The sequence below is a fragment of the Actinomadura flavalba DSM 45200 genome (assembly GCF_000374305.1).
GTDB lineage: Bacteria > Actinomycetota > Actinomycetes > Streptosporangiales > Streptosporangiaceae > Spirillospora > Spirillospora flavalba.
Window position 1 is genome coordinate 113872 of record NZ_KB894104.1, and the last position, 14934, is coordinate 128805.

16 protein-coding genes are annotated in these 14934 nt (G+C 73.3%); 4 read left to right on the forward strand and 12 right to left on the reverse strand.

The annotated features are described in order from the left end of the window. Positions 1-116 precede the first annotated feature (116 nt). A complete protein-coding gene (locus C229_RS0127675) occupies positions 117-776 on the forward strand; it encodes a Uma2 family endonuclease (RefSeq protein ID WP_018658378.1) in 660 nt (219 codons plus the stop codon). 45 nt (positions 777-821) lie between these two features. On the opposite strand, the gene bioB is transcribed toward C229_RS0127675, so the two are convergent. The 3 genes from bioB to C229_RS0127690 form a co-directional block, all read right to left on the reverse strand. Continuing rightward, positions 822-1817: a biotin synthase BioB gene (gene bioB / locus C229_RS0127680; protein WP_018658379.1), complete on the reverse strand. Its 996-nt coding sequence runs from the start codon at positions 1815-1817 to the stop codon at positions 822-824. Between the two features lie 12 nt (positions 1818-1829). Further along, positions 1830-2549, reverse strand: a complete 720-nt coding sequence (bioD, locus tag C229_RS0127685) for a dethiobiotin synthase (protein ID WP_026314220.1) — start codon at positions 2547-2549, stop codon at positions 1830-1832. A 150-nt stretch (positions 2550-2699) separates the two neighbouring features. After that, positions 2700-4358 (reverse strand): carotenoid oxygenase family protein, encoded by a 1659-nt coding sequence (locus tag C229_RS0127690; protein WP_018658381.1) that lies wholly within the window; start codon positions 4356-4358, stop codon positions 2700-2702. Positions 4359-4445: 87 nt separating this feature from the next. Between C229_RS0127690 and C229_RS0127695 the strand changes: the two genes are divergently transcribed. Beyond that, positions 4446-4961, forward strand: coding sequence for a GNAT family N-acetyltransferase (locus tag C229_RS0127695; RefSeq protein ID WP_018658382.1), 516 nt, complete (start codon positions 4446-4448; stop codon positions 4959-4961). 4 nt (positions 4962-4965) lie between these two features. Here the strand turns inward: C229_RS0127695 and bsaP are convergent, their stop codons facing one another. From bsaP to C229_RS32045, 8 genes are all read right to left on the reverse strand, one after another. Next, positions 4966-5151, reverse strand: coding sequence for a biotin synthase auxiliary protein BsaP (gene bsaP / locus C229_RS0127700; protein ID WP_018658383.1), 186 nt, complete (start codon positions 5149-5151; stop codon positions 4966-4968). Positions 5152-5167: 16 nt separating this feature from the next. After that, on the reverse strand, positions 5168-5380 hold the full coding sequence (locus C229_RS35645; RefSeq protein WP_018658384.1) for a biotin/lipoyl-binding carrier protein: 213 nt from the start codon (positions 5378-5380) through the stop codon (positions 5168-5170). Between the two features lie 60 nt (positions 5381-5440). Then, positions 5441-6778 (reverse strand): acetyl-CoA carboxylase biotin carboxylase subunit, encoded by a 1338-nt coding sequence (locus C229_RS0127715; RefSeq protein ID WP_018658385.1) that lies wholly within the window; start codon positions 6776-6778, stop codon positions 5441-5443. Positions 6779-6939: 161 nt separating this feature from the next. After that, positions 6940-8250 carry an HD-GYP domain-containing protein gene (locus C229_RS0127720; RefSeq protein WP_018658386.1) on the reverse strand — a complete coding sequence of 437 codons (1311 nt, stop codon included), beginning with the start codon at positions 8248-8250 and terminating at the stop codon, positions 6940-6942. Continuing rightward, positions 8247-9593 carry an HD-GYP domain-containing protein gene (locus C229_RS0127725; protein WP_018658387.1) on the reverse strand — a complete coding sequence of 449 codons (1347 nt, stop codon included), beginning with the start codon at positions 9591-9593 and terminating at the stop codon, positions 8247-8249. The genes C229_RS0127720 and C229_RS0127725 overlap by 4 nt, the downstream gene beginning before the upstream one ends. 534 nt (positions 9594-10127) lie before the next feature. Next, complete coding sequence (locus tag C229_RS0127730; RefSeq protein ID WP_018658388.1) at positions 10128-11054, reverse strand: NAD-dependent epimerase/dehydratase family protein; 927 nt, start codon at positions 11052-11054, stop codon at positions 10128-10130. 29 nt (positions 11055-11083) lie between these two features. Further along, complete coding sequence (gene rsrA, locus C229_RS0127735; protein ID WP_026314221.1) at positions 11084-11380, reverse strand: mycothiol system anti-sigma-R factor; 297 nt, start codon at positions 11378-11380, stop codon at positions 11084-11086. Between the two features lie 7 nt (positions 11381-11387). Continuing rightward, positions 11388-12041, reverse strand: a complete 654-nt coding sequence (locus C229_RS32045; RefSeq protein WP_018658390.1) for a sigma-70 family RNA polymerase sigma factor — start codon at positions 12039-12041, stop codon at positions 11388-11390. A 337-nt stretch (positions 12042-12378) separates the two neighbouring features. Here C229_RS32045 and C229_RS0127745 point away from each other — a divergent pair, with 337 nt between their 5' ends. Then, a complete protein-coding gene (locus tag C229_RS0127745; protein ID WP_018658391.1) occupies positions 12379-13236 on the forward strand; it encodes a class I SAM-dependent methyltransferase in 858 nt (285 codons plus the stop codon). Between the two features lie 12 nt (positions 13237-13248). Here the strand turns inward: C229_RS0127745 and C229_RS0127750 are convergent, their stop codons facing one another. Next, on the reverse strand, positions 13249-14034 hold the full coding sequence (locus C229_RS0127750) for an SOS response-associated peptidase (RefSeq protein ID WP_033424875.1): 786 nt from the start codon (positions 14032-14034) through the stop codon (positions 13249-13251). A 71-nt stretch (positions 14035-14105) separates the two neighbouring features. Between C229_RS0127750 and C229_RS32050 the strand changes: the two genes are divergently transcribed. Next, the gene (locus tag C229_RS32050; RefSeq protein ID WP_018658393.1) at positions 14106-14783 is read left to right on the forward strand and encodes a DoxX family protein; all 678 of its coding nucleotides are present in this window, start codon (positions 14106-14108) and stop codon (positions 14781-14783) included. Positions 14784-14934 lie beyond the last annotated feature (151 nt).

Genomic DNA, 14934 nt, shown 5'->3' on the forward strand with positions numbered 1-14934 from the left:
CGGCGACTCACGACCGGCGCGGAACTGAGAGCTACGGCCCTCCTCGTTCTGGGTACGCTCCGACCACGTGTTCCCTACGATGACCGGAGCAGATCGTGAGGGAGGAGACACCCGACGTGACCAACATCGTCGAAGACCCGGCCCATCCCGTGGTGCTGCCGCGTCCGCTGGAAGAGCTCTGGGCGGGCGGCGAGCTGCACGACTTCCTCCATCTGCCTCACGACGGCACGCGTGTCGAGGTCATTGGAGGACGGATCGTCGTGTCACCCCCGCCCATGTTCCGTCACAATCTGATGGTCAGCAACATCGCGGACGCCTTCGCTCAGGCGCGCGTCCACGACCCGGCGAACCCGTGGGTCACCGTGCAGGGGTCCGCGCTGCAATGGCTCGGCAGCGGAAGCGGGTGCATTCCCGACCTGATCGTGCTCGATCAGACCGCGTGCCTGGAGACCTACGACGCCGACGCCGCCATCGTCCTGCCGGAGAACATCGAGATCGTCGTGGAGATCACCTCCAAGAGCAACGCCGCCGACGACCGCCCCGCCGACCCGCCGCAGTCGCGCCGGACGAAGTGGTCCGAGTACGCCCACGCGGGCATCCCCTACTACCTGCTCGTCGACCGCTCCCCCAAGGCCGCCACGACGACCCTCTACTCCATCCCCGACGGCGGCTCCCGCGCCTACCTGAACAACGAATCCTGGCTCTTCGGCGAAACCATCCGCCTCCCCGACCCCTTCAACGTAGAAATCGACACCGCACCCTGGCGCACCTGGTGACGTGATGGGAAAGGCCGGGCCCGGGTGGGCCCGGCCTTTCGGGTGTCAGAGGGTCTTTGTCAGGGCCTTGATGGGCATCTGGAGTTCGGTGAGGAGGTCCAGGTCCTTTTCGGCGGGGCGGCCCAGGGTGGTGAGGTAGTTGCCGACGATGATGGCGTTGATGCCGCCGAGCATGCCTTCGCGGGTGCCGAGGTCACCGAGGGTGAGTTCGCGGCCGCCCGCGTAGCGGAGGATGGTGCGGGGCAGGGTGAGGCGGAAGGTCGCGATGGTCTTCAGGGCCTCGGCGCCCTCGACCAGGGGCAGGTCGGCGAACGGGGTGCCGGGGCGGGGGGCGAGGAAGTTCAGCGGGACCTCGTCGGGCTCCAGTTCGGCGAGCTGCGCCGCGAACTCGGCGCGCTGCTCCACCGACTCGCCCATGCCGATGATGCCGCCGCAGCACACCTCCATGCCGGCCTCCTTCACCATGCGGAGCGTGTCCCAGCGCTCCTCCCACGAGTGGGTGGTGACGACGCTGCCGAAGTGCGAGCGGGCCGTCTCCAGGTTGTGGTTGTAGCGGTGGACGCCCATCGCCGCCAGCTCGTCCACCTGCTCCTGGGTGAGCATGCCGAGCGAGCACGCGATGTTGATCTCGACGGCGGCGTTGATCGCCTCGACGCCCGCGCGGACCTGCTTCATCAGCCGCTCGTCCGGGCCGCGCACGGCCGCGACGATGCAGAACTCCGTCGCGCCCGTCTTGGCGGTCTCCTTGGCGGCCTCGACGAGGTCGGGGATGTTCAGCCACACCGACCGCACCGGTGACTCGAACGTGCCCGACTGGGAGCAGAAGTGGCAGTCCTCCGGGCAGCCGCCCGTCTTCAGCGAGACGATGCCCTCCACCTCGACCTCGGGGCCGCACCAGCGCATCCGCACGTCGTGGGCGAGGGCCAGCAGCTCCTCCAGCCGGGAGTCGGGCAGCGTCAGGCACTCCAGTGCCTGCGCGGTGGTCAGGCCCCGGCCCTCCTCCAGAACCTGGCGGCGGGCGACGTCGAGGATGTCGGTCACGGATGTTCTCCTTCAGGGCAGGCCGTGGACGGCACGGAACGCGGCCGGGTCGAAGACGCCGCCGAACGCGGGCGCGAGCCCCGCGCTGGCGACGGCGAGGAACTCGGCCGGGTCGAGGGCCGCGGCGCCCGCCGGGAGGACCCCGGCGAGCGGGCGGGCCGCGATCGTCTCCAGATCGCGCAGGTTGCTGCGCATGGCGAGGTCGGGTTCGGCGGGCCAGGAGCCGACGACGACGCCGGCGAGCTGGACGCCCCGGTGCGCCATGGCCTCCAGGGTGAGCGCGGTGTGGTTGAGCGTGCCGAGGTCGGGGCGGGTCACCACGACGACGGCGGCGCCGAGCCAGCGGGCGAGGTCGGCGACGGTGCCGCCCTCGTCGTCGTAGCGGACGAGGAGCCCGCCCGCGCCCTCCACCAGGACGAGCCCCCGCACGTCGGCGAGGGCGCGGACGCGGCCCGCCGCGTCCGCGAGCCGCACCGGCGGCAGCCCGGCGGCGCGGGCCGCGGCGGCGGGCGCCAGCGGGTCGGGGAACCGGGCGTACTCGTGCAGGTCGGTGACGCCGGCGAGCCGCGCGACCTCGTCGAGGTCGGCGGCCTCCCCCGGCGCGACGCCGGTCTGTCCCGGTTTGACGACGGCGACGCCGGTGCCGCGCGCCGCCGCCAGCGCCGCCAGCGCGGCGGTGACGACGGTCTTGCCGACGCCGGTACACGTCCCGGTCACCACGAGCACACTCACGTGCGGCACACTAGCGCGCGCCCCGCCCCCGGTTCTGCGCAGGAACCCACAGTCTTGACCGGACCCGGTTTGTACGACGGCCGCTCACCGCGACCGCCGGGCGGACGCCCCTGCTCGTGAGGGTCGGCCGGGACGTCCCGTCAGGGCCGGTCAGTGGATCGCCGGAGTGTCGAGATCGTCTGCGACCTGGTGGGTGACGGCGACGAGGTCGGGGGGCAGGGTGTCGAGGCGTGTGTCGAGGTCGTCGCGGAAGCGGAGGCGTTCCAGGGACGGGTCGGCGGGGCGCGCGTCGGGCGTCCAGGCGGCGTGGATGAGGTAGGGCAGGGTCGTGCCCGGCGCGGCGGCCAGGACGGCGACGGGGCCGCGGGTGACGGCGGCGGCGTCGAAGAGTTCGAGGCGGAAGCGGTCGTCGTTGTGGACGGCGACGAGCAGGTACCCGTCGTGGCCGCCGGGGTCGGTGTGCGCGCCGCGCGGGACGAAGACGGGCGCGGTCGGGTAGTCGTCGAGGGCGAACGTCCACTCCGAGAGGGGCCGCAGGTCCTCGCGGTCGTGGGTGACGAGCGTCGCGGGCGTCTCCTCGGCCGGGAACACCGCCGGGTCGACGCGCCCCGCGTAGTTCTTCAGCACCCGCCGGCTGATCGCCTCGGGGTGGAAGCCGAGGTAGATCAGGTGGTGGCGGGTCGGCCGGGCCAGGCCCGCGTCGCTCCAGTCCACGGCGGACAGTTCGGCCTGCCACCAGCGGCCGGGTTCGGTGGCGCGGGCGCGCTCGCGGACGGTGCCCTTCTCGGGGTCGAACACCAGGACGGTGGTGAGCGCGGGCGTCATCCCGTGGCAGTACATCCCGCGCAGCGCCGGATCGACCGGTTCGCCGCGCACGTCCATGTCGTCCTCGCGCAGGTACATGCCGATGTCGACGCCCTCGGAGTGTTCCAGGACGAGGTCGATCCCGTCGCGGTCGTCGTAGCGGGCGTAGAAGTGGTTGACCTCGGGTGCGATGCGGAACTCGCGGCACGGCACGCTCGCCCGCGCGGGGTGGAGGTCGTCCTTGCGGATGAGCAGGAACGGCCCGTCGGGGTTGTTGGCGACGGTCCGGTCCCCGCCGAAGATCTCGTCGGGGTCGAGCTTGTAGGCGGTGTCGGCGAGGATCAGCCAGTTCCGCGTCTGCGCGATGGTGTGGCTGGCCTGCGGCAGGACTGCGCCGTCGACGTCCCAGCGGTGCACGCGGGTGCCGGTGCCGTCGTAGCGGACGACGGCGACGGCGCCGGTCAGCGCGTCGCGGCTGATGCTCCACAGGCAGTCGCGCTCGGGGTCGATCACGGGGTGCGCGGTCGTGGCGACGAGCGGCAGGACGGGGTGGTCGAGCGCGGGCTTCCAGTCGTCGCGGTGCCCGACCTCGGCGAGGAAGCCGAGCGTGACGGGGTCCACCTCGACGGGGCGGCCCGCGTCCCAGGTGGCGAACAGGCGGTCGCCCCACGGCAGCGGCGCGGTGTTGGCGGCGTTGGAGAAGCCCCAGGGCGAGTCGGTGCCGACGGGGCCGGGGACGAACAGGTCGGGGCGGGCGCGGCGCAGCCGCACCGAGGGCGTGTCGAGGACGTGCGGGTGCCAGGTGAAGCGTCCGGCGGCGTCCGGGCGCAGGTCGAGGCGCGCGAGGACGCCGTCACCGAAGAAGGCGTGCCGGGGGCGGGTGCGCTGGTCGGAGGAGCTGACGACGTAGTGGCCGGAGAGGTCGCCGGGCCAGGTGCCGGCGACGACCGTGAGGGGGAGGTCGTGGAGGTCGCCGCGGCCGAGGAGGGTTCGGGGAATCGGCATGCCACATAATCAATCCCTTACTTGGTTAGTCGTCAAGACCCTGACGACTAACCGCTACGCCGGTCTTCGCCGGATATCGTGAAGCGCATGTCCCCGCCGACCACCGCCCCGCCGTCCGGCCTGACGGTCCGCACCGCCCGCCCCGACGAGTACGCCGCGGTCGGCGCGCTCACCGTCGACGTCTACGTCGGCGGCGGCTACATGAACCCGGAGTCGACGTACATCGCGACGCTGCGCGACACGGCGGCCCGCGCCGCGACGACGGAGATCCTCGTCGCAGAGCTCGGCGGCACGCTCGTCGGCGCCGTCGCCTACTGCCCGCCGGAGAGCCCGCTCGCAGAACTGGCCGGGCCGGACGACGGCGAGTTCCGGATGCTGGCCGTGCTGCCGTCCGCGCAGGGCCGCGGCGCGGGTTCGGCGCTCGTCCGCGCGTGCGTCGAACGCGCCCGCGCGGCGGGCCTGCGCGGCGTGCGCCTCTCGACGCAGCCGAACATGACGGCCGCGCACCGCCTCTACGAGCGCCTGGGGTTCCACCGGACGCCGGACGACGACTGGTCGCCCGTGCCGGGCCTGCTCCTCGTCACCTACGCGCTGGCGTTCTGACCGATCAGGCGGAGGTGAGGGTGCCGTGGCGGGAGCAGCGGGCCTCCCAGCCGACGGGCGTCACCTGCACGACCATGCGGCGGCGGCACTGGGCGCAGTAGCGCGGCGGCTCCATCGCGCGGGCGGCGCGGCAGGCGTCGTGGGCGCCGGACGCGGCGGGCTCGCCGCAGCGGTCGCAGTAGGTCTCCACGGGCGGCACCCTACCGTCACTCGATGACGGCGAGGAGATCGCCGGCCTGCACGACCTGGCCCTCGGTCACGGCGAGCGTGGCGACCGTGCCGCCGTCCTCGGCCAGGACGGGGATCTCCATCTTCATCGACTCCAGGATGACGAGCGTGTCACCCTCGGCGACCTCGGCGCCCTCCGCGACCGTGACCTGCCAGACGTTCGCGACCATCTCCGCACGGACCTCGGCCACGGCGGCTCCCTTCGAACGGTGTCGCCGGCCTCGCGCCGGCGAACGAGGAACGAGCGGTGCTCACGGGGTGCGCATGCGCTCCACGAGCCCCGTGTCGTAGCCGCCGCCGGTGAACTCGGGACGGTCGAGCAGCTCCCGGTGGAACGGGAGGTTGTTCTTCGGCCCCTCGATGCGGAACGCGTCGAGCGCGGCGCGCGCCTTGGCGAGCGCGGCGGGGCGGTCTTCGGCGTGCACGCACAGCTTGGCCATGAGCGGGTCGTAGAACGGCGTGACGGTGTTGCCTTCGGCATATCCGGCGTCGATGCGGATGCCGTCGCCGACGGGCTCCTCCCACACCTTGATCCGGCCGGGGCCGGGCAGGAAGCGGCGCGGTTCCTCGGCGTAGACGCGGAACTCGATCGCGTGCCCGCGCGGCCGGACGCCGGTGAACGACACCGGCTCGCCCGCCGCGATGCGGATCTGCTGCTCGACCAGGTCGATGCCGGTGACCATCTCGGTGACGGGGTGCTCGACCTGGAGCCGGGTGTTCATCTCCATGAAGAAGAACTCCTGCGCGTCGGGCGCGACGAGGCATTCGACGGTGCCCGCGCCCCGGTAGCCGACGGCCTCGCCGGCGCGGACGGCGGCGTCCATCATTCGCTGCCGCAGCTCGTCCCCGATGCCGGGCGAGGGCGTCTCCTCGACGAGCTTCTGGTGCCGGCGCTGCACCGAGCAGTCGCGGTCGCCGAGGGCCAGGACGGTGCCGTCCGCGAGGCCGAGGATCTGGATCTCGACGTGCCGGGCGCCCTCGACGAACCGTTCGAGCAGGATGTCGGACCCGGCGAAGAACCGGTCGGCGCGGCTGCGGGCGGTGCGGTAGGCGGCGCGCAGCGCCTCCTCGGCGCGGGCGGCGCCCATGCCGACCCCGCCGCCGCCCGCGGCGGCCTTGACCATGACGGGGTAGCCGATGCGCTCGGCCTCCTCGACGGCGGTCTCCTCGTCGGGGACGGGCTCCCAGACGCCGGGGCAGACGGGCACCCCGGCCTCTTTCATCAGGTTCCGAGCGTTGATCTTGTCGCCCATGCGGGCGATGGCGAGCGGCGACGGCCCGATCCAGACCAGGCCCCGGTCGAGGACGGCCTGGGCGAACTCGGCGTTCTCCGCCAGGAACCCGTAGCCGGGATGGATCGCCTGGGCGTTGGCGCGCCGGGCGGCCTCCAGGACGCGGGGGGCGTCCAGGTAGCTGCTGGCGGGTTCGGCGGGGCCGAGCAGGACGGCCTCGTCGGCCTCGGCGACGAACGGCAGGTCGGCGTCGGCCTCGGAGTAGACGGCGACGGCCTTCAGCCCCATGGCGCGGACGGTCGCGATGATCCGTCCGGCGATCTCGCCGCGGTTCGCCACGAGGACGGACTCGAACACCTGCCGACACCCCTTCGTACCGATGGCCTTGCCTTTGCGCCGACCCTAGCCCTCCGGCCACCGGCCGGGCGGCGGTCCGGACGACAAATACCCGCGCGTGGTTTTGTCGCTACCCGCGCTTCACCCGATCCCCGGTGCGAAGCCGTGCAAACCGGCCGCTCTCACAGCCGGGGCCGACGGTCGACGACCCGCGACAGCGCCTCCACGACGGCCGGGTCGTACTCGGCGGCCGAGTCGAGCCGGAGCCGTTCCAGGACGGCGGCGCCCCGGTCGCGGTCGGCCGAGTCACCGACGAGGTCGTCGTAGGCGTTGGCGACCTTGATGACGCGTCCGGCCAGCGGCGGCGGCACCGGCCGCCCGTCGCCGCCCGGTTCGTCATGGCCCGTCCGGTACGGGTGGGACGACTGGCGGACGATGTCCGCGACGCGGTCGAGGACGCCGGTCTCCCGGATGACCTCGGCGCCCAGGTCAGCGATGCGGCGCTGCTCGGCGGGCGAGGCCAGCACGGTCGCGCCGCCGGGGATCGGGTCACCGAGGGAGAGCTGCCCGATGTCGTGCATGAGCGCCGCGTACTCCAGTTCGAGCAGTTCCTCCTCGGGCATCCCGAGTTCGCGGCCCATCGCGACCGACAGCCGGGCGACGCGCCGCGAGTGCCCCGCCTCGACGTACCCGCCGACCTCGGTGACCTTCGACAGCGCGCGGACCGTCTGGAGGTAGGTGGCGCGGATGCCCGCGTAGCGGCGGAACGCGAACTGCGTGACGAGGATCGGCGCGGTGAACACCAGCAGCGCGGCGGGGCCGAGCAGCGTGGTCGCGACGGCGATGAGCATCGCGGTGGCGCTGGTCGCCGCGCACAGCGCGATCTTCGCGCGGATCTCGTCGCGGACGGCGATGCCGAACCGGACGGACTCGGCGCGGATCAGCGCGGCGACGAGCACGTCCAGGAAGCAGGACCCGACGACGACCGCGCCCATCACCAGCAGCAGCGGCAGCCAGCCGAGCCCGAGCGCCAGCACCGGCCGGAAGCACAGCGCGACGAGCGCGACCGTGAACAGCCGCCGGGCCAGCGCGTCCAGGCGGGGCGTGCGGCCGACCGCGATGTGCGGGAGCGTTCCGACGAGCATCCCCACGGCGGCCACGGCGATGACCTGGAACGGCGAGTGCTCGGCGGGCCGCACGTCCAGCACGGCGCCGGTGGCGCCGGGCCCGACGCCGACGAGCAGCGCGTAACCGAGGGCGCCCGCGGTGGCGACGGGCGCGACCTCCCGGTTGCCGGGCATGACCATGCGGAACAGCTCGCCGAGCGCGATGAGGACGCCGAAGAACACGGCGGGCTCGGTCTGCACGATCCCGACGGCGGCGACCTGGGTGACGGCGACGAGCACGATGAGCCCGGCCGAGGCGATGAGCAGCGCCTGCCCGGAGTCGACGGTCTGCCAGCCCGCGCGGCGCGGCTCGGCGCCGCTGCTCACCGCGCGGCCCCGTCGCGGGCGACGCGCAGCGGGGCGGCGGGGTCGTCGTGGTCCTGGGCGGTGGTCTGGGCGACGCCGTCGCCGGGGACGACGACGGGGCTCGGCGGCTCCCAGCCCTCGCGTTCGAGGGCGCGCAGGAACGCGTCGACGATGACGGGGTCGAAGTGCTCGCCCGCGCTGCGGCGCAGCTCGCGGACGGCCTCCTCCTTGCTGCGCGCGGCACGGTAGGAGCGGGTGGAGGTCATGGCGTCGAAGGCGTCGGCGACGGAGATGACGCGGGCGAACTCGGGGATCTCGTCGCCGGCGAGGCCCATCGGGTAGCCGCCGCCGTTCATCTTCTCGTGGTGGTGCATGATCCCGGCGAGGGCCTCGTCGAGGAAGCCGATCTCCTTGACGATCTGGAGGCCGCGCATCGGGTGGAGCTGGATGGCGGCGAACTCCTCCTCGGTCATCGGGCCCTCCTTCTGGAGGACGGTCGTCGGCACGCCGAGCTTGCCGACGTCGTGCAGCATGCCCGCGTAGCGGATGGCCTCGACGCGGTCGGCGCGCATGCCGATCTCCTGCGCGATGAGCACCGAGCCGCGCGACACCCGTTCGGAGTGGCCGCGGGTGTAGTAGTCCTTGGTCTCGACGGCCTGGCAGAGCGCGGCGAGGGTGGCGCTGTGCGCGCGCTTCTGGTCGTGGGCCTGCTCCAGCGCCCAGCGGGCGATGAACAGCGGCAGCAGCACCAGCACCGGCGCGAAGATCGTGATGCCGGGCCACAGCCCGGCGATGAGCAGCCCGAACATGCCGTAGCCGAGGCAGCCGAGCGCGAGCGGACCGCTCTCGCGCGCCATCGCCCGCAGCGTCGACTGCCGGGCGAGCACGAGGACGCCGGTGGTGAGCGCGAGGTTGACGGCGACGAACGTGACGGCGGCGGCGACGAACGGCACGATGACGTGCTCGACCCAGGCGGCCTCGCCGGGCGCGTAGTCGTAGCCGCCGAGGAGCGCGAACACGTGCGCGGCGATGAACCCGCCGAGCGCGAACTGGGCGCCGTTGAAGAGTCGCTTGACGGGCGCGAAGAACCGCTGTCCGGTGATGACGGCGGTGGCGCCGAGCACGGCGGCACCCGCCGGGCCGAGCAGCACGACCGAGGCGAGGCTGGCCGCGAAGCCGAGCGACACCCGGGCCCGTTCGACGGTGAGCTGGGCGGGCACCGAATCGCACACGAAGAACAGCACGGCCAGGACCGCGAGGGCCTTCCAGTCGAGCTCGGCGCGCGGAACGGTCACCAGGACGCCCGCCGCGAGCGCGATCACACCGGTGACGTAGATCCGCGCGGCAAGCGGTAGCTCGCGCATGTGCCGCCCCCTTCGGGACTGACGGCCCCGGTGCGTGCGCCGGGGGTTGCGGGGGTTCGTCCCGCATGGGCCGGAACCATGGAACCGTGCGACGGCCGCGGCGGCCGGGCGGACCACGTGCGGGATGCCGGGGTCCGCGCCGCTGGGGCGGCGCGGACCGGGGCTACACCCAGGAGACGCCCCGGCGCGCGGTGCGCGGCCGGTGTCCCTGCCCACTGTGGTCGATCATGATGCCGCTGTCTCCCCCACATGACCCCGGGGACGGCCCGCACCGGGCTGGCTGGATGCGGGCGGACGCTCCCCCCTCGGGCGCGTCCCGGTCGTCCCCGTCGCTGATTCCGGGAGTCAGCCTAACGCGATGGGCACGGCTCACACAGGCGTGCCACAAATCCTGGGCAAAGCGTGAACTTCGCTCCACGGTGCGTGAGGTGGACGGGCCTTTTCTCCACGCGCCGTACACGCACAACGCGCCTGCACAAGCCCGCTGCACGTGCATTCCGGGCGGCGTTCCGGACGGGGCCGGGAAAACGTTTTTCAGGAACGCGCGACGGCGCGTTCGCGCGCCCAGGCGACGGTCCGGGCGAGGCCCTCCGCGAGGTCGACCCGGGGCGTCCAGCCGAGGGCGTCCGCCGTCGCGGAGGGGTCGATCGCCATGGCGGGCAGGTCGCCGAGGCGGGCGGGCGCGAAGGCGGGGTCGTCGGGGGCCCCGGCGGCCTCCGCGACGAGGGTGTGCAGCGCGCGGTCGGTGGTCTGGCGGCCGGTGCCGACGTTGAAGCGGCCTCCCCCGCCGGCCTCGCCCGCCGCGCGGGCGAAGGCGTCCACGACGTCGGCGACGTACACGTAGTCGCGGGTCTGCCCGCCGTCGCCGTGCACCCGCGTCGGGGCGCCGGACAGCAGCGCGTCGGTGAAGATCGACACGACGCCGGCCTCGCCTTCGGGCGTCTGCCTCGGCCCGTAGACGTTCGCCAGCGTCAGCGTGGTGAAGTCGAGGCCGTGCAGGGCGCGGTACATGCCCGCGTAGACCTCGCCGGTGACCTTGGACGCGGCGTAGGGCGACGCGGGCCGCAGCGGCGCGTCCGCCGGGACGGGCAGCGCGTCCGGAACGCCGTAGACCGCGCAGCTCGACGTGAACACGACCTTGCGGGCGCCCGCGAGCCGCGCGGACTCCAGCACGTTCGCGGTGCCGAGCACGTTGACGCGGGCGTCGCCCGCCGGGTCTGCGACGCTGACGCGGACGCTCACCTGCGCGGCCAGGTGGCAGACGACGTCCGGCCGGAACGCGGCCATCCGCCCGGCGAGCGCCGGGTCTGCGACGTCCATCTCCCACAGCTCGACGCCGTCGCGGACGTGGACGCCGCCGGACAGGTCGTCCAGCCCGACGACGTCGTTCCCGTCGGCGAGCAGCCGATCGACGAGGTGGGAGCCGATGAACCCGGCCGAGCCGGTGACGATGACGCGCATGCCCGCACGATATCGGGCGGGCGGCGCGCTCAGGCGCGCTCGGCCGCCGGGCCCTGCTCGGCGTCCTTCAGCTCGCCGCAGATGCGGCTGATGCGCCCGAGGACCTTGGCGCGCAGGTCGGCCGGGACCGGCTCGCACCCGCACGACTTGTTCACGAGCTTCTTGACCGACTCCTCCAGGCCGTACTCGCGCAGGCACGGCCCGCACTCGTCCAGATGGACCTGGACCTCGCTGCATCCGCCCTGGTCGAGTTCACCGTCGAGATAGGTGTAGACCCGGGCCAGCACTTCGGTACAGGGGGTCTCATGGGCTTCGCCGCAGCTCATCCCCTACTCACCCTCTCCGCTCAGCGGGTGCCTGGGCCCGGGTCATCCCGCGATCCCGGGCGTAGTCCTCCAGCATGCCCCGCAACTGACGGCGGCCGCGGTGCAAACGCGACATCACGGTCCCGATGGGGGTGTTCATGATGTCGGCGATCTCCTTGTACGCGAAGCCCTCGACGTCCGCGAGGTACACCGCGATGCGGAAGTCCTCCGGGAGTTCCTGGAGGGCCCGCTTGACGTCGGAGTCGGGCAGGTGCTCCAGCGCCTCGGCCTCCGCGGACTTCAGCCCGCTGGAGGTGTGCGACTCGGCGCGGGCGATCTGCCAGTCCTCGATCTCCTCGGTGGCCGACTGCTGCGGCTGCCGCTGCTTCTTGCGGTAGGAGTTGATGAACGTGTTGGTCAGAATCCGGTACAGCCAAGCCTTGAGGTTCGTGCCCTGCTTGAACTGGTGAAAGGACCCGAACGCCTTGGCGAAGGTCTCCTGGACGAGATCCTCGGCGTCGGCCGGATTGCGCGTCATGCGGAGCGCGGCCGAGTAGAGCTGGTCCAGATACGGGAGCACATCGCGCTCGAACCGCTCCTGGCGCTCCTCGACGGTCTCCGTGGTCCCCGCGACCTGACCCACCCCCTCGCCTGAACCGACGCCGGCGGCGTCGTCCTGCACCGACGATAGCGGGCCGCGACGTCGCAACACGCCGTCGGGGGCGCGCAGTCGCCCGGCCGCGGCCGATGCGCGGCCCCGTGGGCGTTCTGCGACGACTGTGGACATGGACGCAACCTCCGGACCGATGAGAGCGCACTGTGGGTTGTGAGACTGTGCAACACCGGACTCCGCGTTCCGATTCCCCGACCGGGCGCGAAACGCGACCGCGGGCCCCGTGCGTCGAACCGACGCCACGGACCCGCCACCCGGGCGACCCCGTACACGGAGGGGTGGCCCGGGGCCCGATGGGGGAAGAAGTGACGTACACGGCGAGAACAGGAGCAAAGCGGTGCTACCGGTGCCGGCGCGACCTCCCGAGCCCACCCGTTCCACCGGACTTCGCGACGCCTCCGGCGACGCGGAGCCGCTGGCGCTCTACTGGGCGTTCTACTGGGCTGTCGCCGAGGCGCAGCTCGTCCGCTGGCTGCCCCGCCGGCCCGCCCGCCTGCTGGACGTCTCGGGCGACACCGGGCGTACCGCCGGGCAGGCCGCGGCGTGCGGGCACCGGGTCATCGAGGTGATCGAGGCGGCGCCCGAGGAGGGCCGCGCCGACGCCGAGCCGCCCCCCGGGCAGGACGGGCACGGCGGCCCGGACGGCGACGGCGCGCGCGACGGCGGCGCGTTCACCGGGGCGCGGCCGGGCGGGTCGGTGCGGCGGGTCGTGGCCGACTCGGGACGGCTGGACTTCCTCGCCGACGCGTCCGTGGACGCCGTCGTCGCCGAGAACCGCGCGCTGTCGCGCCATCTGGTGACCGAGGCGTCCGTCGCCGAGATCGCCCGCGTGCTGCGGCCCGGCGGGCGCGTGCTGCTGTCGGTCGACTCGCTCACGCTCGGCATGGCGCTGCTCGCCGAGCAGAACCGGTGGGCGCACCTGTCGGACGTGCCCGCCGCCGAGGTGCTGCTGGTGCCGTGGCCGGACGGGTCCATCACCCGCTGCTTCGGCATCGACCAGCTCCGCGAGCTGCTGACCGAGGCCGGGCTGGACGTGGAGTGGATCAGGCCGCGCACCGCGCTGTCGCCGTCCACGGTCGAGCACATGCTGTCGCGCTCCCCCGGCGCGCTCCAGGGCCTGGTGCGCACCGAGCTGGCCGCGCCGCCCGGGGACGACTCGCTCGGCGTGCACCTGCTGGCGTCGGCGCGGCGTCCGGCGGACTGACGCGGAGGCCGGTCAGGCGGGGTCGTCGTCCTCCCCGGCGGGGCGGAGCAACTGCGCGCCGTTGTTGCGGACGTTGTTGACCAGCGGCGACACCGGATAGGCGTCCATCTCGCCGGACATCGCGGGCACCAGCAGGCCGCGGACCTCGTCGGTGTCGGTCAGTTCCGGGTCGAGCCAGGCGTCCCACGCGTCCGGCCGGACGACCATCGGCATGCGGTCGTGGATGCGGCCGAGGTCGTCGGGGGCGTCGGTGGTGATGACCGTGCACGTCCAGACCCACGCGTCGTCGGGCGACTTCCACAGCTCGTAGAGCCCGGCCATGGCCAGCACGCCGCCGTCCTTGGGGTGGATGAAGAACGGCTGCTTGCGCTTCTTGCCCTTCTTCTGGCCCTCGGCCGGGTCGTCCTCCAGCGTGTACCACTCGTAGTAGCCGTCGGCGGGCAGCAGGCAGCGGCGGCGCTTGAACGCGCGGCGGTAGGCGGGCTTCTCGTGCACGGTCTCGGCCCGCGCGTTGATCATCCGGCTGCCGATGGACAGGTCCTTCGCCCACGACGGGACCAGACCCCACCGCAGCGTCCGCAGCTCACGGACGGGATCGCCGTTCTCCGGCGGCGCCGCGCCCGCCTCCTCGGCGTCCCGCGCGGCCTTGTCCGCCGGGCGGGTGAGGACGGCGGGGACCTGCTTGGTGGGGGCGACGTTGTAGTCGGGTTCCAGGTCGCCGCCGGAGTCGTCGAGGACGACGCCGAACTGGTCGAGGAGTTCCTGGCGGGCTCGGGCTGTGGCGTATCGACCGCACATGGCGTCCATACTGCCCGCCGCCGCCGACATTCCGTGTGCTTGACCGCGATCCGCGTGGGCATGTAGCCCGCATGCGACCCATCACCACGCTGGCCCGGCCGCTCGCGGCCGCCCCGTTCATCGTCACCGGACTGGAGACCCTGCGGAACCCGCGCGAGCGCGCCGAGCAGGTGGAACCGGTCCTCAAGCCCGTCGCCGACCGGCTCGACTGGCTCCCCACCAAGGACCCGGTGACGCTCGTCCGGGTCGAGGGGGCGGTCAGCCTCGGCACGGGCGTGCTGCTGCTCGCGGGCAAGGCGAGCCGCCTGACGTCGCTGCTGCTGGCGGCGCAGCTCGTCCCGAGCCTGGCCACCGAGCACCGCTACTGGACCGAGGACGACCCCGAGCGCCGCGCCAACGAGCGTTCGCACCTGCTGAAGAACGCGGGGCTGCTCGGGGCGCTGCTGCTCGTCGCGTCCGAGCCGCGCCGGTCCGCGCACATCGCGGCGCTGAAGACGCAGTTGCACGACGCCCGCGTCAAGGCCGGCGCCGAGACCCGCGTGCTGCGCGCGCAGACCCGCGCCGAGCTGAAGAACGCGCGCCGCGAGGCCGTCCGCCAGGTGCGCGAGGCCAAGCGGGCGGGCGGGCGCAAGGCAGCTAAGGCGGCGGGTGCCGGGAAGGCCACCCAGTCGATCGGCAAGGCCGCGGGCAAGTCGGCCAAGTCCACCCGCAAGGCGGCCAAGGCGGCCCGCGCCAAGGTCTCGCGCTGACGGCCTCCTCCGCCGCGCGGTCTCCGTCCTCGGCGGAGCCGCGCGGCGGCGTCGTGCGGCGGGGTTCCCCAAGCGCGCCTTAACGGAGGCTGAAGCCGATTGCGGACCGGCGCGGCAGGGGGCGTAATGCCAGGTGAAGCCCCTTTCCCGC